This is a genomic window from Pseudomonas sp. KCJK9111 (genome assembly GCF_046231935.1).
Taxonomy (GTDB): Bacteria; Pseudomonadota; Gammaproteobacteria; order Pseudomonadales; family Pseudomonadaceae; genus Aquipseudomonas; species Aquipseudomonas parafulva_B.
Window position 1 is genome coordinate 26,371 of the sequence record NZ_JBJJMO010000028.1, and the last position, 25,318, is coordinate 51,688.

Consider the following 25,318-nt stretch of genomic DNA (forward strand, 5'->3'; position numbering starts at 1 on the left):
CTTCGGGCGCCTGCACACCATGATCAGCACTGAACTCAAAGCCACCATCCAGGGTGCCTATACGCGATTTCTCGAAGCCAAGAGCCTCAAGCCGCGTTACGGCCAGCGCCTGATGATCGCCGAGGTAGCCAAGGTCCTCGGGGACATTCCCTGCGACGACGAAGGCCGCCGTGCCGGCGAGCCCGCCGTCGTGGCGGTGGAGGCGGGCACCGGTACCGGCAAGACGGTTGCCTACAGCCTGGCGGCCATTCCGGCGGCCAAGGCGGCAGGCAAGCGTCTGGTCATCGCCACTGCGACCGTGGCGCTGCAGGAGCAGATCGTCTTCAAGGACCTGCCTGACCTGATGCGCAACAGCGGGCTGAATTTCAGCTTTGCCCTGGCCAAGGGGCGGGGCCGCTACCTGTGCCTGTCCAAGCTCGACATCCTGGTCCAGGAAGGCCACGCCCAGACCTCCCAGGCGCAGTTGCTGGAGGAAGAAGGTTTTCGCATCGACGTGGACGAGCGCAGCCTGAAGCTGTTCAACAGCATGATCGAAAAGCTGGCCGGCAACCGTTGGGACGGTGATCGCGACAGTTGGCCAGACAGCCTCGAAGACGAGGACTGGGCACGGCTGACCACCGACCACAGCCAATGCACCGGCCGCCACTGTCCCAATTTCCAGCAGTGCGTGTTCTACAAGGCCCGTGAAGGCATGGGCAAGGTAGACGTAATCGTCACCAACCACGACATGGTGCTGGCCGACCTGGCGCTGGGCGGCGGTGCGGTGCTCCCGGCCCCCCGGGACACCATGTACGTGTTCGACGAAGGGCATCACCTGCCAGACAAGGCCATCGGCCACTTCGCCCATTATTCACGGTTGCGTTCGACGGCCGACTGGCTAGAGCAAACCGCCAAGAACCTGACCAAGCTGCTGGCCCAGCACCCCCTGCCGGGCGATCTGGGCAAGCTGATCGAACAGGTGCCCGAACTTGCCCGCGAAATCCGCACCCAGCAGCAGTTCATGTTCACGCTCTGCGAGCAGGTGGCCGATTTTCGTCCAGGCGAAGACAACGAAGGGCGTGAACGCCCCCGCTACCGTTTTCCAGGTGGCGTGGTGCCCGATGAAATCCGCGAGGTCGGCGTCGAGCTGAAAAAAGGCTTTGCTCGCCTGAACGATGTGTTCACTCGCCTGACCGACCTGCTAAAGGAAGGCATGGGCGGCGAGGTCAGCATTGGCATCGCCAGCCACCAGGCCGAGGAGTGGTACCCACTGTTCGGTAGCCTGCAGACCCGTGCCCAGGGCAACTGGGAATTGTGGACGGCGTTCACCGCCGAAGACCCCGAGGACAGTCCGCCCATGGCCCGCTGGCTGACCTTGGCCGAGAGTGGGGCACTGTTCGATATCGAGGTCAATGCCAGCCCCATTTTGGCGGCCGAAATGCTGCGGCGTAGCTTGTGGAACGTGGCACACGGCGCATTGGTCACCTCTGCGACCCTGACTGCGCTGGGCAAGTTCGACCGCTTCCGCATGCGCTCGGGGTTGCCCCGCGATGCGGTTTCCTGCGTGGTGCCCAGCCCGTTCGTGCACGGTGATGCAGGCCTGCTGCGGGTGCCCGACCTCAAGGCCGACCCCCGTGACGCCGCCGGCCACACCGCGGCCATCATTCGCGAGCTGCCGGGCATCGTCGAAGAGGCCCGCGGCGCGCTGGTGTTGTTCTCGTCACGCAAGCAGATGCAGGACGTGTTCGATGGCCTGGACCGGGACTGGCGCAAGCTGGTGCTGATCCAGGGCAACTTGTCCAAGCAGGAAACCCTGAACAAGCACAAGGCCCGCGTCGACGACGGCCAGCATAGCGTGCTGTTCGGCCTGGCCAGCTTCGCCGAGGGCGTCGACTTGCCGGGGGCCTATTGCGAGCACGTGGTCATCGCCAAGATCCCGTTCGCCGTGCCTGACGACCCCGTCGAGGCGGCCTTGGCAGAGTGGATCGAAGCGCGAGGCGGCAATCCGTTCATGGAAATTGCCGTGCCTGATGCCTCGTTGCGCCTGATCCAGGCATGTGGCCGACTGTTGCGCACCGAGCAGGACCGCGGTGTCATCACCTTGCTGGACCGGCGCCTGGTCACCCAGCGCTACGGCAAGGCTATTCTCAATGCGCTGCCGCCATTTCGGCGGGAGATTTCCTGACGGCCGGAGCGCTTGCGCCGGCACGTTGTCCAACCTCAGTCGTGGGCCATGAGGGCCCTGAAGGAGAGACCCCGCCCTATGGTTCGCCGTACCTTGCCCGCTGTCATCGCCCTGCTGTTGAGTCCGCCGTTGCTGGCGGGGCAGCAGACGTTGTTCAGCTTCGTGCGCCCGGCCTCGGTGGTCAATGTCGCAACCGTGGATGCCGGCATGCCCCAGTACAACGCCGAGCAGACCGCCCAGGGCGAGGTGTTGCGACGCGTGGTGTTCAACGCCGCCGAGCGGCCGACCTTGCGCATGAGCCCGCAAAGCGGCACCTGGGACTGGTCCACCGGCCGCTTCCTGACCCTGCGTCTGCAAAACGCGATGCCCTGGGCGCTGACCTTGGATGTGACGGTGCAGGGCAATGACGGCCGTACGCTGACCAGCCGTATCGACTTGCCGGCAGGGCCTGCGCAAACGGTGATGGTGCCGTTGACAGCGCGTTCGCCCCTGCAGCAAGGGCTGCGTGCAGGCCCGCCCATGCCGTGGAGCTTCGGCGGCCAGCGCGTGCTACTCGGCAGCAGCACAGGCGCGGTGGACCTGGCACAGGTCGCGGCGGTCAGCCTGAGCATCCCTGGTCCCAAGGCAGCCCAGAGCCTGCTGATCGAGCGCGTGGGCATCCAGGATGACGACCAAGCGTGGCAGGCGGCCTACCGCGAACTCATCGACGCCTACGGCCAGTCCACGCGCAGCACCTGGCCTGAGAAAGTAACCAGTGATGAGCAGCTCAAGGCGAGCGCCGGGCGTGAACAGCAGCAGATCAGGGGGTGGTTGGCCGAACGTGAAAAGCAGCCGCTGGACACCTATGGCGGCGTGACGGCAGGCACGCCCTTCGAGGCTACCGGGTTCTTCCGCACCGAAAAACGCGAAGGGCGCTGGTACCTGGTGACGCCGCTGGGGCACCCGTTCTATTCCCTGGGCGTCAATGCCGTGGCCGCAGATGGCGGGCGCACGTATGTGGCGGGGCGCGAGGGGATGTTCAAGGCGCTGCCGCAACAGGGCGAGCCCCTGTCCGCCTTCTATGGCCAGGGCAATAACGATGACGGCAATGCCTCGTCCCAGGGGCGCGCCTTCAAGAAGGGGCAGTGGTTCGACTTCTATGCCGCCAATCTCGAACGCACCTATGGGGCACCGTGCCAGGGGGCCGACCCGCTGGCGCCAGCGCAGTCGGCCAATTGCCCTGCTGCCAAGTTGGACAGCGCCCGCTGGCAGCGCCATACGCTCGACCGGCTGCAGGCCTGGGGCTTCAATACATTGGGCAACTGGAGCGATGCGGCCTTAGGCGAGCACCAGCGCGTGCCTTACACCTTGCCGCTGTCCATCGTGGGCGATTACGCGAGCATCAGCACCGGCATGGACTGGTGGGGCCGCATGCCCGATCCCTTCGACCCACGCTTTGCGATGGCCACCGAACGGGCCGTGGCCATCGCCGCCCGCGACCACCGCGATGACCCTTGGCTGATTGGTTATTTTGCCGACAACGAGTTGGCCTGGGCGGCCCCGGGCGATGACCCGAAAGCGCGCTATGGGCTGGCCTACGGTACCTTGCGCCTGACCACCGACGTACCGGCCAAGCGCGCATTCCTCAAGCAGCTGCGTGACAAGTACCGAAATCAGGAAGGCTTGTCCAAGGCCTGGGGCATCGAGCTGTCGGCTTGGGAGTTGATGGAAGACCCCGGTTTCGAGGCCCCACTGCCCAGCCCGGAACACCCGGAAATCGAACGCGACTATCAGTATTTCCAGCAGGTGTTCGCCCAGACCTATTTCAAGACCCTCTCCGACTCGCTCAAGTGGCATGCGCCGAATCACCTCTTGCTGGGTGGGCGGTTTGCCGTGAGTACGCCCGAAGCGGTCAAGGCCTGCGCCGAGTTTTGCGATGTGCTCAGCTTCAATTTCTATACCCTCAAGCCTCAGGACGGCTATGACTTCGCGCGCCTGGCGGAGCTGGACAAGCCGGTGCTGGTGTCCGAGTTCCAATTCGGCTCGCGCGATCGCGGGCCGTTCTGGCCGGGGCCGGTGGAGGTCGCACGCGAGGAAGACCGCGGGCCTGCCTATGGCAATTTCCTCAAGGCGGCGCTCGCCCAGCCCACGATCGTCGGCGCCCATTGGTTCCAGTACCTTGACCAGCCTGCCAGCGGCCGATTGCTGGACGCAGAGAACGGGCACCTGGGTTTGGTTGCCATCACCGACATCGCCTACCCAGGCTTCGTCCAGGCCGTGCGCAAGAGCAACCTCGAAGCATTGGACCAGTTGCGCGCGCACAGCCAAGCGCCAGCGTCGCCGTGACGAGCGATGGGCGCCTGTAGGCAAAAGGCCGAACTACTGAAACAATGCAGGCCCTTTTGCCAACATGCCGCATGGAGAACACAGGGTGCAGATTCAGGGTCATTTTGAGCTGAAATTCGAAGCAGTGCGCGAAGCCTTCGCGGCGCTGTTCGATGATCCCCAGGAACGCGGGGCTGCGCTGTGCATTCAGGTGGGCGGTGAAACGGTAGTGGACTTGTGGGCGGGCACCGCCGACAAGGATGGCCAGCAGCCTTGGCACAGCGACACCATCGCCAACCTGTTTTCCTGCACCAAACCCTTTGCCGCCGTCACCGCCTTGCAACTGGTGGGCGAGGGCAAACTCGAACTGGATGCCCCGGTGGCGCGTTATTGGCCTGAGTTCGGTCAGGCGGGCAAAGCGGCTATCACGCTAAGACAATTGCTTAGCCACCGTGCCGGTCTGCCTGCGATTCGCGAGCTGCTGCCGGCCGAGGCCCTTTACGACTGGCAGGCAATGGTCGATGCCCTGGCCGCGCAAACACCGTGGTGGACACCGGGTAGCGAGCACGGCTACGCCGCTATCACCTTTGGTTGGCTGATCGGTGAGTTGATTCGTCGCGCAGATGGGCGCGGCCCAGGCGACTCCATCGTGGCGCGTACGGCGCGGCCGCTGGGGTTGGACTTCCATGTGGGGCTGGCCGACGAGGAGTTTCATCGGGTAGCCCATATTGCGCGCGGCAAGGGCAACCCTGGTGACGCTGCTGCCCAGCGCCTGCTGCAGGTGACGCTGCGTGAGCCCGAGGCGCTGTCTACAAGGGCGTTTACCAACCCGCCCGCCATTCTGACCAGTACCAACAAACCTGAGTGGCGGCGCATGCAGCAACCCGCAGCCAATGGCCATGGCAATGCCCGCAGCCTGGCTGGGTTCTATGCAGGCCTGCTCGAAGGCAGCCTGCTGGAGTCGGAGCTGCTGGAGGCGTTCACTCGCCAACACAGCCTGGGCCAGGACCGGACCTTGCTGACCCAGACGCGCTTCGGGCTGGGCTGCATGCTCGACCAGCCTGATGTGGCCAATGCCACCTTCGGCTTGGGTGCTCGCGCCTTCGGTCACCCCGGTGCCGGGGGCTCGGTCGGGTTTGCCGATCCGGAGCGAGATGTGGCTTTTGGCTTTGTCGTCAATACCTTGGGCCCCTACGTGCTGATGGATCCTCGCGCCCAGAAACTGGTGCGCGTACTTGGGCAATGCCTTTGATCGGTTAGTGCGGGTATTGCCCAGCCTCTTTGACTATCCTCAATGCCGACGCCTCAAGAGTGTGGGCAAAATTCCTTTCTAATTCATGGTGTATCGCTGATGTCTTCACATAAAACCTTAGCACTCGCCCTGTGCCTGACCGCTGTCACCGGCTGCGCCAGCCATCCCGAGGGTTCTGCCAAGAGCGCCAGTTCAAGCTGGTGGCCATTCGGCTCGGACAAGGTCGCCGAACAGGAAGTGAAGGCAGCAGTCACGGAAAAGGTCGCCAAGGCCGACGCCAAATCCGAAAGCAGCAGCCGCTGGTGGTGGCCGTTTGGCGGTGAGCAGAAGCAGGCCCAAGGGCCGGTGGTGCCGAAGATCGACCAACAGGCCACCCAGGCCTGGTTGGACGAGTACGAACCCAAGCTGCGCGAGGCCATCAAGGACAGCAAGCTGGAGCTCGAGCGGCGCGACAACGTGCTGGCAGTCACCTTGCCAGTAGACGGCGCGTACAACCCTGACCGTCCGAACATGTTATTGCCTGTCACCCTGGGCCCCATCACCCGCGTGGCCAAGACGGTCGAAGGCGACCCCAAGACGGCCGTGCTGGTGCTGGGCCACGCCGACACCAGCGGCGTGGTGGCTGCCAACCAGAAGCTGAGCCTTGAGCGTGCTGCCTCGGTATCGGCCATCTTCCGCCTGAGCGGGTTGCAACGTGATCGCCTGATCCTCAAGGGCATGGGCTCGGTGATGCCTCGCGCCGCCAACGACAGTGCCGAAGGCCGTGCACTGAACCGCCGCGTGGAAATGCTGCTGACCCCACAGAACACCATGGTCGCGCTGCTGAGCAAGTATCAACAGGCCACGCCAACGCCGTCGCCGGCTGCCATGGTAGCCGTGCAGGATGCCAAGGCACCTGTGACCAAGGCTACAGCCGCCAAGGCCCAGCCAAGCAAAGCTGCAGCCAAGCCAGCCGGCAAAACCGCTGCCAAGAAGCCTGCCGCCAAAGCCAAGTCCACGGCCAAGACGGCGAGCAAAAAAGCGGCGGCCGCCAAACCTGCCGCCAAGAAAGCTGCCACTGACAAGAAGGTAGCTGCCAACAGCCCTGCGAAGACCAACTGATCGTCAAGGAACGCAGCAATGACCCAATCCCTGGCCGATATGCGCCGCGATTACACCCGCGACGGCCTGACCGAGGCTCAGGCCCCGGCCGAGCCGTTCGCCTTGTTTCACCAATGGTTCGGCGATGCCGTGCAAACAGAGCAGGCGCCGGTGGAAGCCAACGCCATGACCCTGGCCACGGTGGATGCCGATGGGCGACCGCACTGCCGTGTGCTGTTGCTCAAGGGGCTGGACGAGCAGGGCTTCACGTTCTTCACCAACTACGACAGCGCCAAGGGTAGGCAGCTGCAGGCCAACCCGTTCGCCGCCATGACCTTTTTCTGGCCGGCGCTCGAACGGCAAGTGCGTATCGAGGGCCGTGTCGAGAAGGTCTCGGCCAAGGAATCGGACGATTACTACCAGGTCAGGCCGTTGGGCAGCCGCCTGGGCGCCTGGGCATCGCCCCAGAGCCAGGTGATCGCTGGGCGCGAGGCGCTCGAAACCCTGGTCAAGGCGACCGAGGCGCGTTTCTCCGACACCCAGCCCCACTGCCCCGAGCATTGGGGTGGCTACCGCCTGCTGCCAGAGCGCATCGAGTTCTGGCAAGGGCGCGCCAGTCGCCTGCATGACCGCCTGAACTACCGCAAGGCGGCCCAGGGCTGGCACCGCGAGCGTCTCGCGCCTTGATACACGGGGCTACAAGATAGCCCCATCGGCCTTGTTCTTCAGCGCGAATACGCCGCCGCCTCCTGCGCAAGCCACTGAGCCAGTGCGTTGCGCCCCATCTTCGACTGACGCGCATGTTGCAACCGCTGCAGCATGTACGCCTGCTTGTGCGGGTCGCCACCTGCCAGTGACAGCGCCAGGTCACGGTCCATCCATTGCCGCATGCGCACGTACAGCCAGGCGTGGAAACCCAACCCGGCGAGGGTGGCGACCACAACGATGAAGTAATCCATGGTTATCCTTGGTCTGATGGGTAAGCGCCCTGCCTGACCGCGTTGGCTGTACGCTGGCTGAATGAAAGCAATTTTATGCAGTGAGTACCGTGACAGCCGTCAATGTGCAGCGTCTAATGAGTACCTGACTTATGGAGATTCTACCCATGCGTAAATCCGCTTTGCTGGTTGCGACCTTCACAGCCACCGCGCTGCTACTCGGTGGCTGTGCGTCAAACTTGAGCGGCGACAGCTATTCGCGCGATGAGGCCCGCCGTGTGCAAACCGTGCGCATGGGCACCATCGAATCGCTGCGCCCTGTGAAGATCGAAGGTACCAAGACACCGATTGGCGGAGGCGCTGGTGCCGTAGTGGGTGGCCTGGCGGGCAGCGCCGTCGGTGGCGGGCGTGGCAGCATCGTCGCTGCCGTGATTGGTGCCGTTGCCGGTGGCCTGGCCGGTTCGGCCGCCGAAGAGGGTATCACCCGTACCCAGGGTGTGGAGATCACGGTGCGCGAAGACGACGGCAGCATGCGCGCTTATGTGCAGTCCGTGCAGGAAAACGAGATTTTCCGGGTGGGCGACCGTGTGCGCATCATGACGGTCGATGGCACCAGCCGCGTCTCGCACTGATCAACGCCCTGAAAAAACCCGATCAGGCTTCTGGCCTGATCGGGTTTTTTTGTACCGGCATTTCAGGGCTTGTTACTGGGCCAGCATGGCCTTGGCCACCGCTTCAGCAACCCGAATGCCATCAACCCCTGCAGACAGAATGCCACCTGCATAGCCCGCCCCTTCGCCGGCAGGGAACAGCCCCTTCACGTTCAGGCTCTGGAAATCTTCGCCCCGCGTGATGCGAAGCGGCGAAGAGGTGCGGGTCTCGATCCCGGTCAACACCGCGTCATGCAGGTTATAGCCCTTGATTTGCCGATCAAAGGCGGGCAAGGCCTCGCGTATTGCCTCAATGGCGAAGGCCGGCAGGCTTGGCGCCAGGTCACCCAGGGTCACGCCAGGCTTATAGGACGGCTCGACACTGCCCAGTGCGGTCGAAGGCTTGCCAGCCACGAAATCGCCCACCAGCTGAGCCGGTGCCTGATAGTTGCTCCCGCCCATGACGTAGGCGTGCGCTTCCAGGCGCTCTTGCAACTCGATGCCGGCCAGCGGGCCGCCGGGGTAGTCCCGTTCCGGGTCGATGCCGACGACAATGCCGGAGTTGGCATTGCGTTCGTTGCGTGAGTACTGGCTCATGCCATTGGTGACGACGCGGCCGGGTTCACTGGTGGCGGCCACTACCGTGCCGCCTGGGCACATGCAGAAGCTGTAGACCGACCGCCCGTTCTTGGCGTGATACACCAGCTTGTAGTCCGCCGCACCCAGCTTGGGGTGACCTGCATACTTGCCCAGGCGCGCCTTGTCGATGAGCGATTGCGGGTGCTCGATGCGGAAACCGACGGAAAACGGTTTGGCTTCCATGTACACACCCTGCGCATGCAACATGCGGAAGGTGTCCCGGGCGCTATGGCCCAATGCCAGAACTACATGCCGTGAAAGCAGCTGCTCCCCACTTTCAAGCACCACGCCCTGAACCTGGCCTTCTTCGATCAGCAGGTCGGTGACCTTTTGTTCGAAACGAACCTCGGCCCCCAGGGCGATCATTTCCTGGCGCATCTGCTCGACCATGCCGGTGAGGCGGAAGGTGCCGATGTGCGGCTTGTTGATGTACAAGATCTCGTCAGGCGCGCCGGCCTTGACGAACTCCTCCAGCACCTTGCGGCCGTGATGCTGCGGGTCCTTGATCTGGCTGTACAGCTTGCCGTCGGAGAAAGTCCCGGCGCCGCCTTCGCCGAACTGCACGTTGGACTCGGGGTTGAGCACGCTCTTGCGCCACAGGCCCCAGGTGTCCTTGGTGCGCTGGCGCACTTCCTTGCCGCGTTCGAGGATGATCGGCTTGAAGCCCATCTGCGCCAGCAGCAAGCCGGCGAAAATCCCGCACGGGCCCAGGCCCACCACGATGGGGCGTGCGCCCAGGCCCTCAGGGGCATGGGCGACATACTTGTAGGTCACGTCCGGCGCGGGCCCGACGTTATGGTCGTCGGCGAACCTGCGCAGCAACTCTTCTTCGTTGCTGGCATGCAGGTCGATGGTGTAGATGAACAGCAGTTCGGTGTTCTTCTTGCGCGCATCGTAGCTGCGCTTGAACAGGTTGAAGCTGATCAGCTGCTCGTCGCGGATGCCCAGGCGCTGGACGATGGCCTCGCGCAGTGCTTCATCGGGATGGTCCAGGGGCAGCTTGAGTTCGGTGATTCGTAGCATGGCAGGGTCCAGTATCCCGGCCATGGGCGGCCGGCGGCTTAACACAAACCGCCAAGTATAAAGCTTTAGCCGCCTCGACTGGCAGGATTAAGCCGCCCGGTCATCAGTCATCGCGCGCGCCACCGTAATAACCGCAGCCTTGCAGGGTCGTGCCATCAATGCGCAGCTCGGCGCGCAGATGGTTGAACGCGCCCGTGGCCGGGTCCATGCAGCGCTGTGGCGCCAGCCAGAGTTCGACGCGCTGCCCATTGGCTTCGCTGGTCAGGGTCAAGCCGCCACCGGGTACCTGCTCCTCCAGAAAGGGCAGGGCAAGCGGGGGTTGGTCGGCACGGTTGAGCACCATGCCCCGGCTATTGGCCTTGACGTCCCAGTCAGGCTTGTGGCCACCGGCTCGCAGGGTGAGCTGCTTGAAGTTGGGGTCGATGCACCCATTGCTGGCGTGTTCCAGGCGGTACAGGCGGCGCAGGTCCAGTTGCCCATCGGTATTGGCCTGCTTGCTGCCTGTAAGCCGGCCACGCACGTCGGCGAACAGGGTGTCGTTGGCACCGGTTGCAAGGTTCGCTGCTTCCTGCAGGATACCCGTGGCGGCGGCATCGTTGATGACGAAGCTGCGGGGTTCGTTGCAGGGCTTGAATAGCAACTGCCCACCGGCAGCGTGAACCTGGCCTTGCATGCGGGTGCTGCCGATATCAGGGTCGGCGGGTTTTTCGGCCAGGAGCTGGCAGCCCGCGAACAGGGGCAACAAGGCGGTCAGTAGCAGGGAAGGGGTCAGGCGCATGACGGGCTCCGGTGTTCGAGAGGCCGTCACGTTACTGAGGCAGGCAGGGGCAATACAAGCCCGGCGAAGATAAATAGACGGCTGCCACCTGCGCGCAGTCCGTGCTGTTTGATCGTGAAGCGGGGGGTGCAAGCGTGCAGTGTCAAGATAACGGGGCCCTCGCAGGCCCCGCTGGCATCAACCGCCTAGATAGGCGTCACGCACTTTTGGATCGGTCAGCAGCCCTTCGCCCGTACCCTGCATCACCACATGCCCATTCTCCAGCACATAGGCCCGGTCGGCGATTTTCAGCGCCTGGTTGGCGTTCTGTTCTACCAGGAACACTGTCACGCCATCACGGCGCAGTTGTTCGATGATGTCAAAGATCTGCTGGATGATGATCGGTGCCAGGCCCAGGGAGGGTTCGTCGAGCAGCAGCAACTTGGGTTTACTCATCAGGGCACGCCCGATGGCCAGCATCTGCTGCTCGCCCCCGGACATGGTGCCGCCGCGCTGGGCATACCGCTCCTTCAGGCGCGGAAACAGCTGCAGCACTTTGTCCAACTGCGCCTGATAGTCGCCCTTGTCGGTGAAGAACCCGCCCATGGCCAGGTTCTCCTCGACGGTCAGCCGGGCGAACACCCGGCGGCCTTCGGGCACCACGGCAATACTCTTGCGCATGATGTGCGAGGAGGGCTGGCCGACCAGTTCCTCGCCCAGGTACTTGATGCTGCCGCTGTGGGCTTGGGGTGAACCGCACAGGGTCATGAGCAAAGTGGATTTGCCCGCGCCGTTGGCGCCGATCAGGGTGACGATTTCGCCCTGGTTGATCTCTACGTTGACGCTGTGCAGCGCCTGGATCTTGCCGTAGAAAGTGGAAACGTTCTCGAACTTCAGCATTTACGCTTCCCCCAGGTAGGCTTTGATCACTTCAGGATTGTCGCGGATTTCCTGGGGCGTGCCATGGGCCAGGGGCGTGCCCTGGTTGATGACCACGATGTGATCGGAAATGCTCATCACCAGCTTCATGTCATGCTCGATCAGCAGCACGGTCACGTTGTGTGATTCACGCAAATAGGCAATCAATGCCTTGAGGTCCTCGGTTTCTTTCGGGTTCAACCCGGCAGCCGGCTCATCGAGCATGATGATCCTTGGGCGGGTCATCATGCAGCGGGCGATTTCCAGGCGCCGTTGCTGGCCGTAGGCGAGGGTGCCGGCGGTGCGATTGGCGAATTCGGTCAAATTGACCTTGTCCAGCCAGTACTGCGCCCGCTCCATGGCTTCCTTTTCACTGCGGCGAAACCCCGGGGTCTTGAACAGCCCGGCGAAGAAGTTGGTGTTCAAGTGCCGGTGCTGGGCGATCAGCAGGTTTTCGAGCGCCGTCATTTCCTTGAACAGGCGCACGTTCTGGAAGGTGCGTACCACCCCTTTGCGCGCGATCTGGTGCCCGGCCAGGCCTTGGATGGGCTCGCCATCGAGCAGGATGGTGCCGCCGCTGGGCCGGTAGAAACCGGTCAGGCAGTTGAACACCGTGGTCTTGCCGGCGCCGTTCGGACCGATCAGCGCCACCACTTGTTTTTCCTTGACGGTCAGGCCTACGCCATTGACCGCCAACAAGCCGCCGAAGCGCATGCTAAGGCCGCTGACTTGCAGAATTTCGCGGCTCATCGACGCAGCTCCATGTGGGGACGTTGCATTGGCAGCAGACCTTGCGGACGCCAGATCATCATCAGCACCATCAGCGCACCGAACATCAGCATCCGGTATTCACTGAATTCGCGCATCAGCTCCGGCAGCAGGATCATGACGATGGCAGCGAGGATCACGCCAAGCTGCGAGCCCATGCCGCCGAGCACCACAATGGCCAGGATGATGGCCGACTCGATGAACGTGAACGATTCCGGCGTCACCAGCCCTTGGCGAGCGGCAAAGAAGCTGCCGGCAAAGCCTGCGAAGCAGGCACCCAGGGTGAAGGCCGAGAGCTTGATCACGGTGGGGTTCAGGCCCAGGGCACGGCAGGCGATCTCGTCTTCGCGCAACGCTTCCCAGGCACGGCCGATGGGCATGCGCAACAAGCGGTTGATCACGAACAGCGCAAGCAGTGCCAGCAACAGTGCAACCAGGTACAGGAAAATGACCTTGTTGATCGAGTTGTAGGGCAGGCCGAAATACTCGTGGAAGGTCTGCATGCCCTCGGCGGCGCGTCGCTCGAAGGTAAGGCCGAAGAATTCGGGCTTGGGAATGTTGCTGATGCCGTTGGGGCCACCGGTCCAGTCGGTGAGGTTACGCAGGAACAGGCGAATGATCTCGCCGAAGCCCAGCGTCACGATCGCCAGGTAGTCCCCCCGCAGGCGCAACACCGGAAAACCGAGCAGGAAGCCAAAGGTGGCGGCCATCAGTCCGGCAATCGGCAGGCAGACCCAGAAACTCCAACCCAGATAGTGCGACAGCATGGCGTAGCTGTAGGCACCCACGGCGTAGAAGCCCACATACCCCAGGTCCAGCAAGCCGGCCAGGCCGACCACGATGTTCAGGCCAAGGCCGAGCAACACGTAGATCAGGATCAGGGTGGCGATGTCGACCGCGCCGCGCGAGCCGAAGAAGGGCCAGATCAGGGCCACCACGACCAGCCCAAGAATCACCCAGCGCTGGGTTTTGGGAAGGGTCAGGTAGTTGCTCAGCGCAGGTGGAATCAGCTTGCGGTCCGAGCGTCGGCTCATCACCGAGCTCCACTGCCGGTCGAACAGCACGCGAAGGAACATCAGCACCGAGCATACGGCGATGATGCTGATAGTGAACGAGCCCTGGCTATGCACCACCAGGCTGATGCCGTCGATGCTCAGCTTCAGGCCCAGCACCGGGAAGGCCACGGCCCATACCAGCAAGGCGCTGAAAAACGCCGGTTTGAGATTCTTGTTCATACTTTTTCAACCTCCGGGCGGCCCAGGATGCCGGTCGGCCGGAACAACAGGACGAGAACCAACAAGCCGAATGCCACGACGTCCTTGTACTGGTCGCCGAAGATGTCGGCGCCGAACGCTTCGGCCACACCCAGCACCAGCCCACCGAGCATGGCGCCCGGAATGCTGCCGATACCGCCTAGCACCGCGGCGGTAAAGGCCTTCAGGCCAACCAGGAAGCCGGCGTTAGGGTTGATGACCCCGTATTGCATGCTCAGCAGCACGGCCGCGACGGCCGCCAGGGCAGCACCGATGACGAAGGTGAGGGCGATGATGTTGTTGGTGTTGATGCCCAGCAAGTTGGCCATCTTGATGTCCTCGGCGCAGGCGCGACATGCGCGGCCCAGTCGCGAACGGGAGATGAACAGGGTCAGCAGGGTCATGGCCACCAGTGTTACCACGAACACCAGCACTTGCATGTAGGACACCAGGACTTCTTCTGCGCCGCCTGGTCCGAACGAGAAGCTGCCCGGAATCAGGTTGGGAATGGACTTGTCCTTGGAGTCTTGGGACAACAGCACGGTGTTCTGCAGGAAAATCGACATACCGATGGCAGAAATCAGCGGAATCAGCCGGTTACTGTTGCGCAGTGGACGGTAGGCAACCCGTTCGATGCTGTAGCCATAGGCACTGGTCACGAAAATGGTCGCGACGAAGGCAACGGTCATCAGGATCGGTAGCGAATGAATACCCATCATGGCCAGACCCGCCAAGGCGATGAACGCCACATACGAGCCGATCATGTAAACCTCGCCGTGGGCGAAGTTGATCATGCCGATGATGCCGTACACCATCGTGTAGCCGATGGCGATCAAGGCATAGGTGCTGCCGATGGTCAATCCATTAACCAGTTGTTGGAAGAAATGGTAGATCTCAGGCATTACAGCGCTCCTAAAAACCTGATTTGCATTTCGCTGGCCGGGGTACGGCCAGGAAACCGCGGGTGACGGTTTTAAGATTTTCAGGTGAGCCAGTCCCCGGATCGCGGGGGCGGGCCCATGAACCTCGTAAAACAAAGCCCACTGCTCGCACAGTGGGCTTCTCGGTCAGCTATTAGTCACGCTTGTTACTGAGGGGAGACTTCAGTCTTCGGTTTGCCGAAGTGCCATTCGTAAACCACGAACTTGAAGTCTTTGAGGTCACCCTTGTCGTCATAGGTCAGGGTGCCGGTAGGGGTCTTGAACGAGCCACTGTGGATGGCCTCGGCCACCTTGTCGGTGTCCTCGGATTTCGCGGCTTTGATGCCTTGGGCGATCAGCTCGACGGCCGAGTAGGCAGGGAAGACGAACGGGCCGCTCGGGTCCTTGCCGTCAGCCTTGATCGCGTCGACGATCTTCTTGTTCTCAGGGTCGGCATCGAACGACTTGGGCAGGGTGACCAGCAGGCCTTCGGAGGCATTCTGGGCGATTTGCGAAATGGAGTCGTTACCCACGCCTTCCGGGCCCATGAACTTGGCTTTCAGGCCTTTTTCCTGCGCTTGACGCAGGATCAGGCCCAGCTCTGGGTGGTAGCCGCCGTAGTACACGAAATCGACGTTGTTCTGCTTGAGCTTCTGGATGATGGACGAGAAGTCCTTGTCGCCGGCGTTGAGGCCTTCGAACACGGCAACCTTGGTGCCTTTTTGCTCCAGGGTCTGCTTGACGGCCGTGGCGATGCCTTCACCATACTGCTGTTTGTCGTGCAGTACCGCGACCACCTTGGGCTTGACGTGGTCGGCAATGTAGTTGCCGGCGGCAGGGCCTTGGGCGCTGTCCAGGCCGATGGTGCGGAAGATCAGCTTGTAGCCGCGGGAGGTGATTTCCGGGGACGTTGCCGCCGGGGTGATCATGATCACGCCTTCGTCTTCGTAGATGTCGGACGCTGGCTGGGTGGAGCTGGAGCACAGGTGGCCGATGACGAACTTGACGCCGTCGTTGACCACTTTGTTGGCGACGGCCACGGCCTGTTTAGGGTCGCAGGCGTCGTCGTATTCCTTGGCTTCGAGCATCTTGCCATCGACACCGCCTGCGGCGTTGATGTCCTTGATGGCTTGCTTGGCACCGATGAACTGCATGTCGCCATACTGGGTCACGGGGCCGGTCTTGGGCCCGGCGATCCCGATCTTGATGGTGTCGGCGGCAAACGAATGGCTGGCTACCCCGGCCAGAACCATTGCAGCGAACAGCTTGGAAATCTTGATCATAGTGCTCCACTCATTCTGTTGTAATTCTTATAGTCCTGGCGGCCAGGGCTACAGACCAGGCGGGTTGCGGCGTGGTCATGCCAACGCGCAAGCCCACCTTCCCCGGAACATGTCCCGGAACTGTACCGGTACAGTGTAGAGCGCTGTCTGCGCGCTTGAAAAGCGGGCAAAAAGCGCCTGGTTTCACGGTTGTCGCTTGCTTGACACTAAAGTACAAAAAGGCGCCATCAGATGGCCTATATTGGCAGTCGCACCTCGAAAAGACGTGGCCCGCCAGCCATTTGCATATTTGAAACCAGGTTTTTCTGCAAAAATGCCGGCCCTTTCAAAGCCAGATTTCCAGCGGATATTCCCATGACTGATCGAACAAGCACCCTCTATGCCAAATTGCTCGGAGAGACCGCCACCATCGAGTGGAAAGCCCTGGAAAGGTTCTGGGCAAAAGGTGACCTGATTTGGGTCGATCCCGCCCTGGATCTGATCACCGTGGCCACGGCAATGGCCGAAAACCGCAGTGATATCTTCGAGAAGTGGCGCACTGATGGCACTGTCGGCCCAGTGACGGCAGAACAGGCCAGTGAACTGCAAACCCGCGATCCAGAGATATGGGCGGTGGTCGTGTCGCCGTTCATCGTCATTCAAGTCAGGCAGTGAATAGCAGCCTTGTGCTTTTTTGGTGCGCGAAAACGCGCAGGCGCCTCTTTTGGGTGCTCGTGATTGCTCAATTGAGGTAGAGGTAAGTAACAATTCGGCGTGGCGGTAACAGTTTACGGCATGCGTAAAGGTGGTCATCACCGCAGTCACGCAGCGCGGCGTTGCCCCCAGCCCCTTTTTCAGCCAGGAGTACCTGATGAGCAACGCATTACCTTCGCTTGGCTTCGCTGGTGTCGGTCTGATGGGCCTGCCAATGTGCAAGCGCTTGCTGGCGGCCGGCTATCGGCTGTGGGTATGGAACCGCAGCCCGGAAAAATGCCAGGCGCTGGTTGCCGCAGGCGCACGACTGGCCGCAAGCCCCGCCGAGCTTGCACGGCAGGTGGACATGGTATTGCTATGCCTGGCCGATACCGCCGTGGTGCGCGAGGTGGTATTTGGCGATCAGGGCGTTGCTGCAGGCGGGCGGCAGGGCCAGCTACTGGTGGATTTTTCCAGCCTGGAGCCTGGCGCTACCCGGGAAATGGCAGCCCAACTGGGCGCCTTGTGTGGGATGGCCTGGCTGGATGCCCCGGTGTCCGGCGGCACGGCGGGCGCGCAGGCAGGTACCCTGGCCATCATGGTGGGCGGGGAGGAGGCTGACCTGGCGCGTGCTCGCCCAGTGCTGGAGGTGCTTGGTCAGCGGGTGACGCACATGGGGGGCGTTGGCGCGGGCCAGGTGACCAAGGCCTGCAACCAGATGATCGTGGCGTGCAACGCCCTGGTCATTGCCGAGGTCATCGCGCTGGCCGAGCGTTCCGGGGTGGACGCCGGGTTGATCGCCCAGGCCCTGGCAGGCGGATTTGCCGATTCCAAGCCTTTGCAGATATTGGCCCCGCAGATGGCAGAAAGCCGTTTCGCTCCCATCAAGTGGCATGTGCGAACGCTGCTCAAGGACCTGGATGGTGCTGTGAAGTTTTCACGCGAACAGGGCGCGGCGACGCCGCTGACGGGTCTGGCTGCCCAATTGATGCGCTTGCACGGCAGTCAGGGTTACCTGGACCAGGACCCTTCGACCTTGGTCGAGCAGTATCGCATCAAACGCCAGGACTAGGTGCTGACCAAGCGCGCGGTAGGGAAACCGCGCGAGGTTGGGACGGTCTGACCTGCAGCGGCCTCATCCCAGGACGGGTAAGGCCGCTGCAGGTCAGGCGGGCCCACTGCGGTCAGCCTGCGACCAGCACGCGGATCGCTTCAAGGCGCAGCGCTGCTTTGGCCAACATGGCCAGGCCTTCTTCGCGCTGCTTGCGCAACGCGTCGATTTCACTGTCCCTCACGCTTGGGTTGACCGCTTGCAGTGCCACCAGGCGGGCGAGCTCTTCGTCGGCCTCGGCGGCCAGGCGTCGTTGGGCTTCGGCCACCCGTTGCTCATGTAGCGGGACGATCTTTTCTTCGCCGCTGCCGATACGCTTTGCAAGCACGTCGCGCTGAGCCTGGACGAACTTGTTGGCACTGGCACGGGGTACGCTTTCGAGCTGATCGTTCAGGGTCTCGAATGCGACCCGCGACGCCAGGTCATTGCCGTTGGCATCAAGCAGGCAGCGCAGGGCGGCTGGCGGCAGGTACCGGCCCAGTTGCAAGCTGCGCGGCGCGACCACCTCGCTGACGAACAGCAACTCGAGCAGCACAGTCCCAGGCTTGAGCGCCTTGTTCTTGATCAGCGCCACAGCGGTATTGCCCATCGAGCCGGACAGCACCAGGTCCATGCCGCCTTGCACCATCGGGTGCTCCCAGGTCAGGAACTGCATGTCTTCACGCGACAGCGCCTGGCCGCGGTCATAGGTGATGGTCACACCTTCGTCATCGCCCAAGGGGAAGCTGGCGTCGAGCATCTTCTCGCTGGGCTTCAGGATCAGCGCGTTTTCCGAATGGTCTTCACTGTCGATACCGAACGCATCGAACAGGGTTTCCATGTAGATCGGCAGGGCGAACTGATCGTCCTGCTCGAGGATGGCCTCCACCAGCGCTTCACCTTCGCCGGCACCACCGGAATTGAGTTCGAGCAAGCGGTCACGGCCGGTATGCAGCTCGGCTTCGAGCCGCTCACGTTCGCTTCGCGCTTCGTTGACCAGGCTGTCCCAGGCCTTGCTGTCATCACTGTCGAGCAGTGCCAGCAGGCGGGGGCCGAACTGATGCTGCAGGGCGTTACCGGTGGGGCAGGTGTTGAGGAAGGCGTTGAGCCCTTCGTGGTACCACTGGAACAGGTGCGCTTGCGGCGTGCCTTGCAGGTACGGCACGTGCAACTCGATGGTGTGCTTCTGGCCGATACGGTCCAGACGGCCGATACGTTGTTCGAGCAGGTCGGGGTGGGCAGGCAAGTCGAACATCACCAGGTGATGAGCGAACTGGAAGTTGCGCCCCTCGCTGCCGATTTCCGAGCAGATCAGCACCTGGGCGCCGAATTCTTCATCGGCGAAGTAGGCCGCCGCGCGGTCGCGCTCCAGGATGCTCATGCCCTCGTGGAAGACCGAAGCCGGAATCCCGGAACGCACGCGCAGGGCGTCTTCCAGGTCCATGGCGGTCTCGGCATGGGCGCAAATGACCAGCACCTTGGTGCGCTTGAGCATTTTCAAGGTGTCGATCAGCCAGTCGACCCGCGGGTCGAAGCGCCACCAGCGCTCTTCCTGCGCCTGGTCCGCCTGGGACTGGAACGCCACCTCAGGGTAAAGCTCGGCGTGTTCGCCCTCGGGCAAGCTGGCGTACTGCTCTGGGTTGGGCAGTGGGTGAGGGTGCAACTGCCGCTCAGGGAACCCCTGGATGGCGGCGCGGGTGTTGCGGAACAGCACGCGTCCGGTGCCATGGCGATCGAGCAGTTCGCGGATCAGTCGGGCGCTGGCCTGGCTGTCCCCGTCGTTGACCGCCGCGAGCAGTGCGTCGCCCTCGGCCCCGAGGAAACCCTGGATGGTGGCGTGGGCCTTTGGCGACAAGCGTCCCTCGTCCAGCAGCTCTTGCACCGCCTCGGCCACCGGGCGGTAATGCTCGCTTTCGGCGCGGAAGGCCGCCAGGTCATGGAAGCGGTTGGGGTCGAGCAGGCGCAGACGTGCGAAATGGCTGTCCTGGCCCAATTGTTCAGGGGTTGCAGTGAGCAGCAGCACGCCGGGAATGACCTGGGCCAGCTGTTCGACCAGTGCATATTCGGCGCTGGCGTGTTCCTCGTGCCAGACCAGGTGGTGCGCCTCATCGACCACCATCAGGTCCCAGCCCGCCGCGAACAGCGCATCCTGGGCTTTCTCGTCGTCGACCAGCCACTCCAGCGCGACCAGCGCGAGCTGGGCGTCCTCGAAGGGGTTGCTGGCATCACTTTCAATGAACCGTTCGGCATCGAACAGGGCGACCTGCAGGTTGAAACGCCGGCGCATCTCCACCAGCCATTGATGCTGGAGGTTCTCGGGCACCAGGATCAGCACCCGGCTGGCGCGGCCGGTCAGCAGTTGGCGATGAATCACCAGGCCTGCCTCGATGGTCTTGCCCAGGCCCACTTCGTCGGCGAGCAGTACGCGAGGTGCGCTGCGGTCGGCCACTTCGCGGGCGATGTGCAACTGGTGGGCGATGGGCTGGGCACGGCAGCCGCCCAGGCCCCACAGCGTGGACTGCATCTGCCTGCTGGTATGCTGCAGGGTGTTATAGCGCAGGCTGAACCAGGACAGCGGGTCGATCTGGCCGGCGAACAGGCGGTCGCTGGCCAGGCGGAACTGGATGAAGTTCGACAGCTGGGTCTCCGGCATCGTGCGGGGCTGATTCTGCCCGTCGAGCCCGTGATAGACCATTAGGCCGTCGATGTCCTCGACTTCCCGCACGGTCAACTTCCAACCTTCGAAGTGAGTGATCTGGTCACCTGGCGAGAAGCGCACGCGTGTCAGCGGCGCATTGCGCAGGGAATATTGGCGGGTATCGCCAGTGGCCGGGTAGAGGACGGTCAGGAGGCGGCCATCCTGCGCCAGGATGGTACCCAGGCCGAGCTCTGCCTCGCTGTCGCTGATCCAGCGTTGCCCCGGTTGATACTGCTGCGCCATACTGCCTGCACTCCCGCGATGAAAAAGCCGATTATGTTAACGGATCGGCCGGGCAGACCAAAGTGCCGAGTGCACCTGAGGGTGCCGAACGGTCTCGGCCGGTGCATCAGTCTAGCCGTTTCGTCGCTTCCTGCCGTGCCGACGAGGGTTCTGCATCCCATGCCTGCCAAGCCTCTTTGCGTTGTCTTGAGCCTCACGGTCGGCGGCCTGCTCCTGGCAGGATGCAAGCCGAAGACCTTCGAAATGTTGCCGCCTATCCCCATGGAGCAACTGGAGGGGCTGGGCGTACAGGCACCGCTCAAGAGTGTGCACTACCGGGACAGGGACGGCGAAGGGCTGTTGGTCTTGAGCCGTGTCGATGGCCAGGCCAGCGATCCTGAAAGTGAGCAGGAAGTGGACAAGGTCGTGCTCAAGGCCACCTTGTACGGCCGAAGCAAAGCGCAGAAAGCCTTCCTGGCGCGCTGGCAGATCGATCAGCAAACCACGTGTCCGGGTTTGGACTTGGATGTGGATTTCTACACCGATGTCAGCGGCGTTGCCGACCTCGACCAGAACGGTGCGGCCGAGGTGACGGTGGCCAGCCATGCGTTCTGCGGAGGAGGTGTCGAGCCCCATGACATCGCCATCGAGATGCGGGACGGGCAAACGGTCTACAGCATCACGGGCCAGTCGCTGATCACCCCGGCAGGCGAAGACCCGATCGGCGGCGAGCGCCAGGACAGTGCCTCGCTCAAGGCCGCCCCGGCCTGGGTTCGGGCCCATATGGATGCAGTGTGGCAGCAGATCTACCAGCGTCCCTGGAGCGAAACCGCCTTGCAGGACCAGGATGAGGCGGCGGACGAACCGGGCTAAATGTTGTCCATGACTTCAAGGCAGCAGCAGGGCTGCCGATACAGGGGTACAGGAGAACCGCCATGCTGCCACCGATCATTCCGCTCAGCGCTGCCCCGGTCACCTCGCAGCAGGACCCGGTCAAACCGACCCCGGATATAAAGCCGGTAGTGCCGGCGCAGCCTGCGTCCGGTGAAAGTGCAATCGACCTCAAGCGCCAGCGTGACCCGCAGGACCAGCAGTTGCTGCTGCGCGAGGAGCAGCGCCGACAGCAGCAACGCCAGGGTAAAGGCAAAGATAACGATGAGCGATTCGACGCGTTGCCGGGCCATGAGGTCAACGCCGACAATACCGTGCCAGTGGTGCCCTTGATGGGTGAGCCCGTGCGCCAGGGGCTGCTGGTGGACATCGAAGTATGAAATGGGACTGGCAAGCGTCTGGTTCTGGCCCCATCATGCAGTATCCGTAGCGTGTAGAGCCCAGTATGAGCCAAGACAATCTCATTGATTTCGATGCCGAACGTGCACGCCGCGTGCATGACATCAAGGAAAAGCGCCTGAATGAAATGCGCGATGCCTTCGAGCAGGCACTGCCCTTGAATGCTGCCAAGAAGAAGTCCAAGCGCAAGCCCAAGAAACGCTGATGCTTGACGCAGGTCAACCCTGCACCCGCCCCACGCGCCCGTCCCCGGGCGTCATTGACCCTGGTCAATTTCCTCCCGCCCGACATTGGTTACTGTTCTCCCATCGGACAACGGCAAACAAATGGAGAGGTCGGCATGTTCTTCGACAACGTGGTTATCGCAGGGGTGGTAACGGTGGGGTTGATGATGGCTTTCTTCGCCGGTCTAGGCATTTTCATCTGGAAGGACTCGAGCAAGCGCAAGCGCCCTTGACCTTCTCGATTCACGAGCACGCAAGGCATTTAGGGCGACTTCGGTCGCCCATTTTTTTGCCTGGCATTTGTTTCGGCGACGTGGGCCATTACGCGCGGGTGTGGCTGGCAGCGGCAAGCATTTCGGTTTGATGGCTGCGCAGCGCGTTCCATTCATCGTGAGGTGGGGCATGACCATTACATCCCAGGATATCTGCAATGCAGCCGAACAGCTCAAGGGCTTCGTCGGCTTTCACGGTAAACGCGGCCTCTATATCGTGCGTTTCTCCGAGGATGCCTTTGGCATGGATATCGCCGACGACAGCATCATGCCGTGCAACGAGTTCGTATGGCGACCTGAACAGGGGCATCGCATGGCCTTGTGTCGCGAGCGGCTGGGCCTGTTGCTGGAGCAACGCATGGATGAGCGGCTGAATGTGAGTGAGCCGCTCAGGGCCTACCTTCGTCGGCACGACCTGCCGGAGATTGTGGCCGAGCGGCGCTTGCACCCGGCAGGTGTCATCGCGCCAGCGATATGAAGGCGGGGGGCTCGGCAGGAGGCGTCACGCTGGTATCGGCTCGATGAGTGGCCATGACGCGATCCCGACCGTTGCGCTTGGCTACATATAAAGCGGTGTCCGCCTGGCGTAACCAGCCGTCCGGCGTCTCCAGCGAGGGGTCGAACGGGCACAGGCCAATGCTCAAGCTGATGCGCAGGTGCGGCGTCTGCGGGTCGCGGTAGGCCGCCACACGCTCGCGCAGGCGCTCCATGGCCTGGCAGGCCTGGGCTTCAGTGGTGCTCGGCAGTATCACGCAAAACTCGTCACCCCCGTAGCGACCGGCCTTGTCGCCCTCGCGCAGGGCGCCGAGCAACTCGATGCTCACCTGGCGCAGCACCTGATCGCCCACTACATGGCCGAAGGTGTCGTTGATGGTCTTGAAATGATCGATGTCGATCAGGGCAACTACCGCTTCACCGCGCTGCTTCCTGCACCCGTGAAAACGCCTCGCCAGAAGGTCTTTCCAGGCGCCGTGGTTGAGCAGCCCGGTTAGGCTATCGGTCAAGCTGAGGGTGTTGAGTCGGCGTTTGTGCTCGGCCAGCTTGATCGCCAGTCGATAGCAAACCCACCCTAGCGCCGCCGGGTACAACGTCAGCATCGGCAGGCAGGCATAGACCTGAAAGGCGGTGGCGTCGGGTTGAAATCCCGCCCCCAGCAAGGCGCAAGCCGTAAGCATGCCTGCCACTTGCGCCATGCCTGCGCGAATAGCCAAGGCCTTGCCGCCGGCTGCGACGTTGTTCATGGTGATCATCGATAGAACGGTAACCGTCGGCAGCGGATTGAACTGCATGGCACCGGCCCAGAACCCACCCATTAGCGAATCAAGGAAAAAGTTGCGTTGCTCGGCCTGGTAGGGGGCTTTGGACCGGGCCGCCCACAGATAGGCCAAATGTGGCCACAGCAAGCCGTTGAACAGCATGAATGCCCAGACCCAGGCTGGGGGAGACAAGGGTTCCACTGCGGCCATTACCGCGAAAAGCCCCACACCTTTGCCCAGTACCCGGGGCAGATAAATCCGTTTGGCAAACGAAAGGCCTTTGCCGGTGCGTGTGTCCATGGGTGTGATCTCTATCGGGGCGCTTATCGCTTAACGTGCGCGAGTATTCTGGGCCATGGGCGGCGCGCGAGACATGGCCTTGCAAGCCAAATCACGGGTGATGCGAGCAGTGGAGGCGAGTATGCCTGACTGGGATCTGAAAGAAGACGGGAAAGCTGGGCAGCGTTGTCGGCACGCCTTTGCCCAGCTTCCTTATAGAAGAAGAGGAGATGTTACCCGCACGCCGTAAGGCTATGTTTCACTTTTGCTGATCGTCTTGGCGTTTTCGCGGGGGCTGTTCATCTTTGAGTAACTGCGAGGGCGACTTGCCGCTGTCGCTGCGCACTTGGGCATGGCTGATCAGGCCAAAGATGAAACTGCCGCCGATGATGTTGCCGGCCAGCGTAGGCAGGGCAAAGTGCAGCAGGAAGTTGCTCCAGGTCTCTTCACCTGCCCAGACCAGATACGAAACCTCTACCGACCCCACCACGATGTGGGTGAAGTCGCCCAATGCCATGAGGTAGGTGATGACCAGGATGATCCAGATCTTGGCATGCTCCATGGAGGGGATCATCCAGACCATGGTGGCGATCATCCAGCCGGACACGATGCCTTTGGCAAACATCTGGCTGACGTCGTTTTCCATCACCTTACGCCCCACCTCCAGGAAGGCGATGTCTGTCTTGGTATCGAAGATGGGCAGTTCGAGCATTACCCAGGCCACCAGCAAGGTACCGGCCAGGTTGCCGGCCAGGACCACGCCCCAGAGACGCAGCAGGCGACCGAAGTTGCCTAGCGTTGGCGTAGTCATCACCGGCAGGACGGCGGTCAGAGTGTTCTCGGTGAACAACTGCTGCCGTGCGATGATGACGGCTAGGAAGCCGGCGCTGTAGCCGATACTGGCGATGACCTGCGCGCTCTCGCCGTCCGGCAGACGCGAGTACAGAAGACCCATGGCCATCAGTGACAGCCCCATGGACAAACCAGCGGCAAGGGCTGACCACCAGAGCGCAGCCAATGTACGTTCCAGTTCCTGGTCGCCCTGCAACCGGATGGTTTCGTGGAGCACTGCCGCACGTGGCGGCTGGTTGGAGCTGACCTCCTGTTGTTCGTCTGCAGACAGGCCCGGGGTTTTCTCGCTTTGCGCCTCGCTCATTACCGCTACGCTCCGTGGTGGGTTTATCTACAGATTCACCTCAGCCTCATTAAGTTGCGGGGAGTGGGGCGGTACGTGTGCAAAAGTTTTTAAATCAAAGGGTTGACTCAAGATTCAAAGCGCGTATTATTCGCCACCTCGCAGCGAGTAACGCAGCGGGGAAGTCGGTCAGCGGTTGAAGTTTCAAGTCTTCGAGTAAGGCGCTTCAAA

24 protein-coding genes are annotated in these 25,318 nt (G+C 62.4%); 13 read left to right on the top strand and 11 right to left on the bottom strand.

Annotation, left to right across the window (positions count from 1 at the left end; genetic code table 11):
* Positions 1-19: 19 nt before the first annotated feature.
* The 5 genes from dinG (at position 20) to pdxH (ending at position 7,487) form a co-directional block, all read left to right on the top strand.
* Positions 20-2,164: an ATP-dependent DNA helicase DinG gene (gene dinG / locus ACK59L_RS11690; RefSeq protein ID WP_058606041.1), complete on the top strand. Its 2,145-nt coding sequence runs from the start codon at positions 20-22 to the stop codon at positions 2,162-2,164.
* A gap of 78 nt (positions 2,165-2,242) precedes the next feature.
* Positions 2,243-4,489 (top strand): beta-galactosidase, encoded by a 2,247-nt coding sequence (locus tag ACK59L_RS11695; RefSeq protein WP_409273730.1) that lies wholly within the window; start codon positions 2,243-2,245, stop codon positions 4,487-4,489.
* 85 nt (positions 4,490-4,574) lie between these two features.
* The gene (locus ACK59L_RS11700) at positions 4,575-5,720 is read left to right on the top strand and encodes a serine hydrolase domain-containing protein (RefSeq protein ID WP_058637968.1); all 1,146 of its coding nucleotides are present in this window, start codon (positions 4,575-4,577) and stop codon (positions 5,718-5,720) included.
* Positions 5,721-5,819: 99 nt separating this feature from the next.
* Positions 5,820-6,821 carry an OmpA family protein gene (locus ACK59L_RS11705; RefSeq protein WP_409273732.1) on the top strand — a complete coding sequence of 334 codons (1,002 nt, stop codon included), beginning with the start codon at positions 5,820-5,822 and terminating at the stop codon, positions 6,819-6,821.
* Positions 6,822-6,839: 18 nt separating this feature from the next.
* Complete coding sequence (pdxH, locus tag ACK59L_RS11710) at positions 6,840-7,487, top strand: pyridoxamine 5'-phosphate oxidase (protein WP_058606037.1); 648 nt, start codon at positions 6,840-6,842, stop codon at positions 7,485-7,487.
* 38 nt (positions 7,488-7,525) lie between these two features.
* On the opposite strand, the gene ACK59L_RS11715 is transcribed toward pdxH, so the two are convergent.
* Positions 7,526-7,759: a hypothetical protein gene (locus tag ACK59L_RS11715; RefSeq protein ID WP_409273735.1), complete on the bottom strand. Its 234-nt coding sequence runs from the start codon at positions 7,757-7,759 to the stop codon at positions 7,526-7,528.
* Between the two features lie 146 nt (positions 7,760-7,905).
* On the opposite strand from ACK59L_RS11715, the gene ACK59L_RS11720 reads away from it, so the two are divergent.
* Entirely contained in the window at positions 7,906-8,370 is a 465-nt protein-coding gene (locus ACK59L_RS11720) for a glycine zipper 2TM domain-containing protein (RefSeq protein ID WP_023535237.1), read from the top strand.
* Between the two features lie 72 nt (positions 8,371-8,442).
* On the opposite strand, the gene ACK59L_RS11725 is transcribed toward ACK59L_RS11720, so the two are convergent.
* The 7 genes from ACK59L_RS11725 to ACK59L_RS11755 all read right to left on the bottom strand — a co-directional run bounded on the left by ACK59L_RS11725 (position 8,443) and on the right by ACK59L_RS11755 (position 15,949).
* A complete protein-coding gene (locus tag ACK59L_RS11725; RefSeq protein ID WP_078478109.1) occupies positions 8,443-10,050 on the bottom strand; it encodes an NAD(P)/FAD-dependent oxidoreductase in 1,608 nt (535 codons plus the stop codon).
* Positions 10,051-10,153: 103 nt separating this feature from the next.
* Complete coding sequence (locus ACK59L_RS11730) at positions 10,154-10,828, bottom strand: COG3650 family protein (RefSeq protein WP_058606034.1); 675 nt, start codon at positions 10,826-10,828, stop codon at positions 10,154-10,156.
* Positions 10,829-11,005: 177 nt separating this feature from the next.
* Complete coding sequence (locus ACK59L_RS11735; RefSeq protein WP_023535231.1) at positions 11,006-11,707, bottom strand: ABC transporter ATP-binding protein; 702 nt, start codon at positions 11,705-11,707, stop codon at positions 11,006-11,008.
* A complete protein-coding gene (gene livG, locus ACK59L_RS11740) occupies positions 11,708-12,475 on the bottom strand; it encodes a high-affinity branched-chain amino acid ABC transporter ATP-binding protein LivG (protein ID WP_023535212.1) in 768 nt (255 codons plus the stop codon).
* Positions 12,472-13,728, bottom strand: a complete 1,257-nt coding sequence (locus tag ACK59L_RS11745; protein WP_058606033.1) for a high-affinity branched-chain amino acid ABC transporter permease LivM — start codon at positions 13,726-13,728, stop codon at positions 12,472-12,474. Before ACK59L_RS11745 ends, livG begins: the two co-directional genes overlap by 4 nt.
* The gene (livH, locus tag ACK59L_RS11750) at positions 13,725-14,648 is read right to left on the bottom strand and encodes a high-affinity branched-chain amino acid ABC transporter permease LivH (RefSeq protein ID WP_023535272.1); all 924 of its coding nucleotides are present in this window, start codon (positions 14,646-14,648) and stop codon (positions 13,725-13,727) included. Before livH ends, ACK59L_RS11745 begins: the two co-directional genes overlap by 4 nt.
* 185 nt (positions 14,649-14,833) lie before the next feature.
* Positions 14,834-15,949 (bottom strand): branched-chain amino acid ABC transporter substrate-binding protein, encoded by a 1,116-nt coding sequence (locus ACK59L_RS11755; RefSeq protein WP_058606031.1) that lies wholly within the window; start codon positions 15,947-15,949, stop codon positions 14,834-14,836.
* A gap of 354 nt (positions 15,950-16,303) precedes the next feature.
* On the opposite strand from ACK59L_RS11755, the gene ACK59L_RS11760 reads away from it, so the two are divergent.
* Together ACK59L_RS11760 and ACK59L_RS11765 are read left to right on the top strand one after the other, a co-directional pair.
* A complete protein-coding gene (locus ACK59L_RS11760; protein ID WP_409273739.1) occupies positions 16,304-16,603 on the top strand; it encodes a DUF2288 domain-containing protein in 300 nt (99 codons plus the stop codon).
* 196 nt (positions 16,604-16,799) lie between these two features.
* A complete protein-coding gene (locus tag ACK59L_RS11765; protein WP_058637972.1) occupies positions 16,800-17,693 on the top strand; it encodes an NAD(P)-dependent oxidoreductase in 894 nt (297 codons plus the stop codon).
* 112 nt (positions 17,694-17,805) lie between these two features.
* On the opposite strand, the gene rapA is transcribed toward ACK59L_RS11765, so the two are convergent.
* A complete protein-coding gene (rapA, locus tag ACK59L_RS11770) occupies positions 17,806-20,652 on the bottom strand; it encodes an RNA polymerase-associated protein RapA (protein WP_409273742.1) in 2,847 nt (948 codons plus the stop codon).
* A gap of 159 nt (positions 20,653-20,811) precedes the next feature.
* On the opposite strand from rapA, the gene ACK59L_RS11775 reads away from it, so the two are divergent.
* From ACK59L_RS11775 to ACK59L_RS11795, 5 genes are all read left to right on the top strand, one after another.
* Positions 20,812-21,504: a M949_RS01915 family surface polysaccharide biosynthesis protein gene (locus tag ACK59L_RS11775; RefSeq protein WP_409273744.1), complete on the top strand. Its 693-nt coding sequence runs from the start codon at positions 20,812-20,814 to the stop codon at positions 21,502-21,504.
* Between the two features lie 62 nt (positions 21,505-21,566).
* Positions 21,567-21,902 carry an aspartate-semialdehyde dehydrogenase gene (locus tag ACK59L_RS11780; RefSeq protein ID WP_409273746.1) on the top strand — a complete coding sequence of 112 codons (336 nt, stop codon included), beginning with the start codon at positions 21,567-21,569 and terminating at the stop codon, positions 21,900-21,902.
* A 65-nt stretch (positions 21,903-21,967) separates the two neighbouring features.
* The gene (locus ACK59L_RS11785) at positions 21,968-22,126 is read left to right on the top strand and encodes a hypothetical protein (protein ID WP_088523537.1); all 159 of its coding nucleotides are present in this window, start codon (positions 21,968-21,970) and stop codon (positions 22,124-22,126) included.
* A 135-nt stretch (positions 22,127-22,261) separates the two neighbouring features.
* Entirely contained in the window at positions 22,262-22,378 is a 117-nt protein-coding gene (gene ccoM, locus ACK59L_RS11790) for a cytochrome c oxidase subunit CcoM (RefSeq protein ID WP_329603047.1), read from the top strand.
* A 169-nt stretch (positions 22,379-22,547) separates the two neighbouring features.
* Positions 22,548-22,895: a DUF2025 family protein gene (locus ACK59L_RS11795; protein WP_058606025.1), complete on the top strand. Its 348-nt coding sequence runs from the start codon at positions 22,548-22,550 to the stop codon at positions 22,893-22,895.
* Here the strand turns inward: ACK59L_RS11795 and ACK59L_RS11800 are convergent.
* Both ACK59L_RS11800 and ACK59L_RS11805 read right to left on the bottom strand, forming a co-directional pair.
* On the bottom strand, positions 22,876-23,973 hold the full coding sequence (locus tag ACK59L_RS11800; RefSeq protein ID WP_409273749.1) for a diguanylate cyclase: 1,098 nt from the start codon (positions 23,971-23,973) through the stop codon (positions 22,876-22,878). The genes ACK59L_RS11795 and ACK59L_RS11800 overlap by 20 nt on opposite strands.
* Positions 23,974-24,211: 238 nt before the next feature.
* Positions 24,212-25,108, bottom strand: coding sequence for a formate/nitrite transporter family protein (locus tag ACK59L_RS11805; RefSeq protein WP_409273751.1), 897 nt, complete (start codon positions 25,106-25,108; stop codon positions 24,212-24,214).
* Between the last annotated feature and the right edge of the window lie 210 nt (positions 25,109-25,318).

Bases quoted from the DNA above. Each gene is read 5' to 3' on its own strand.
- ACK59L_RS11780 (WP_409273746.1), top strand. From the start codon at position 21,567: ATGCTGCCACCGATCATTCCGCTCAGCGCTGCCCCGGTCACCTCGCAG.
- livG (WP_023535212.1), bottom strand. From the start codon at position 12,475: ATGAGCCGCGAAATTCTGCAAGTCAGCGGCCTTAGCATGCGCTTCGGC.
- pdxH (WP_058606037.1), top strand. From the start codon at position 6,840: ATGACCCAATCCCTGGCCGATATGCGCCGCGATTACACCCGCGACGGC.
- ACK59L_RS11695 (WP_409273730.1), top strand. From the start codon at position 2,243: ATGGTTCGCCGTACCTTGCCCGCTGTCATCGCCCTGCTGTTGAGTCCG.
- ccoM (WP_329603047.1), top strand. From the start codon at position 22,262: ATGTTCTTCGACAACGTGGTTATCGCAGGGGTGGTAACGGTGGGGTTG.
- ACK59L_RS11725 (WP_078478109.1), bottom strand. From the start codon at position 10,050: ATGCTACGAATCACCGAACTCAAGCTGCCCCTGGACCATCCCGATGAA.
- ACK59L_RS11785 (WP_088523537.1), top strand. From the start codon at position 21,968: ATGAGCCAAGACAATCTCATTGATTTCGATGCCGAACGTGCACGCCGC.
- ACK59L_RS11795 (WP_058606025.1), top strand. From the start codon at position 22,548: ATGACCATTACATCCCAGGATATCTGCAATGCAGCCGAACAGCTCAAG.
- ACK59L_RS11765 (WP_058637972.1), top strand. From the start codon at position 16,800: ATGAGCAACGCATTACCTTCGCTTGGCTTCGCTGGTGTCGGTCTGATG.
- ACK59L_RS11760 (WP_409273739.1), top strand. From the start codon at position 16,304: ATGACTGATCGAACAAGCACCCTCTATGCCAAATTGCTCGGAGAGACC.
- dinG (WP_058606041.1), top strand. From the start codon at position 20: ATGATCAGCACTGAACTCAAAGCCACCATCCAGGGTGCCTATACGCGA.
- ACK59L_RS11735 (WP_023535231.1), bottom strand. From the start codon at position 11,707: ATGCTGAAGTTCGAGAACGTTTCCACTTTCTACGGCAAGATCCAGGCG.
- ACK59L_RS11720 (WP_023535237.1), top strand. From the start codon at position 7,906: ATGCGTAAATCCGCTTTGCTGGTTGCGACCTTCACAGCCACCGCGCTG.
- ACK59L_RS11755 (WP_058606031.1), bottom strand. From the start codon at position 15,949: ATGATCAAGATTTCCAAGCTGTTCGCTGCAATGGTTCTGGCCGGGGTA.
- ACK59L_RS11745 (WP_058606033.1), bottom strand. From the start codon at position 13,728: ATGAACAAGAATCTCAAACCGGCGTTTTTCAGCGCCTTGCTGGTATGG.
- ACK59L_RS11805 (WP_409273751.1), bottom strand. From the start codon at position 25,108: ATGAGCGAGGCGCAAAGCGAGAAAACCCCGGGCCTGTCTGCAGACGAA.
- ACK59L_RS11730 (WP_058606034.1), bottom strand. From the start codon at position 10,828: ATGCGCCTGACCCCTTCCCTGCTACTGACCGCCTTGTTGCCCCTGTTC.
- livH (WP_023535272.1), bottom strand. From the start codon at position 14,648: ATGCCTGAGATCTACCATTTCTTCCAACAACTGGTTAATGGATTGACC.
- ACK59L_RS11715 (WP_409273735.1), bottom strand. From the start codon at position 7,759: ATGGATTACTTCATCGTTGTGGTCGCCACCCTCGCCGGGTTGGGTTTC.
- ACK59L_RS11705 (WP_409273732.1), top strand. From the start codon at position 5,820: ATGTCTTCACATAAAACCTTAGCACTCGCCCTGTGCCTGACCGCTGTC.
- ACK59L_RS11800 (WP_409273749.1), bottom strand. From the start codon at position 23,973: ATGGACACACGCACCGGCAAAGGCCTTTCGTTTGCCAAACGGATTTAT.
- ACK59L_RS11775 (WP_409273744.1), top strand. From the start codon at position 20,812: ATGCCTGCCAAGCCTCTTTGCGTTGTCTTGAGCCTCACGGTCGGCGGC.
- rapA (WP_409273742.1), bottom strand. From the start codon at position 20,652: ATGGCGCAGCAGTATCAACCGGGGCAACGCTGGATCAGCGACAGCGAG.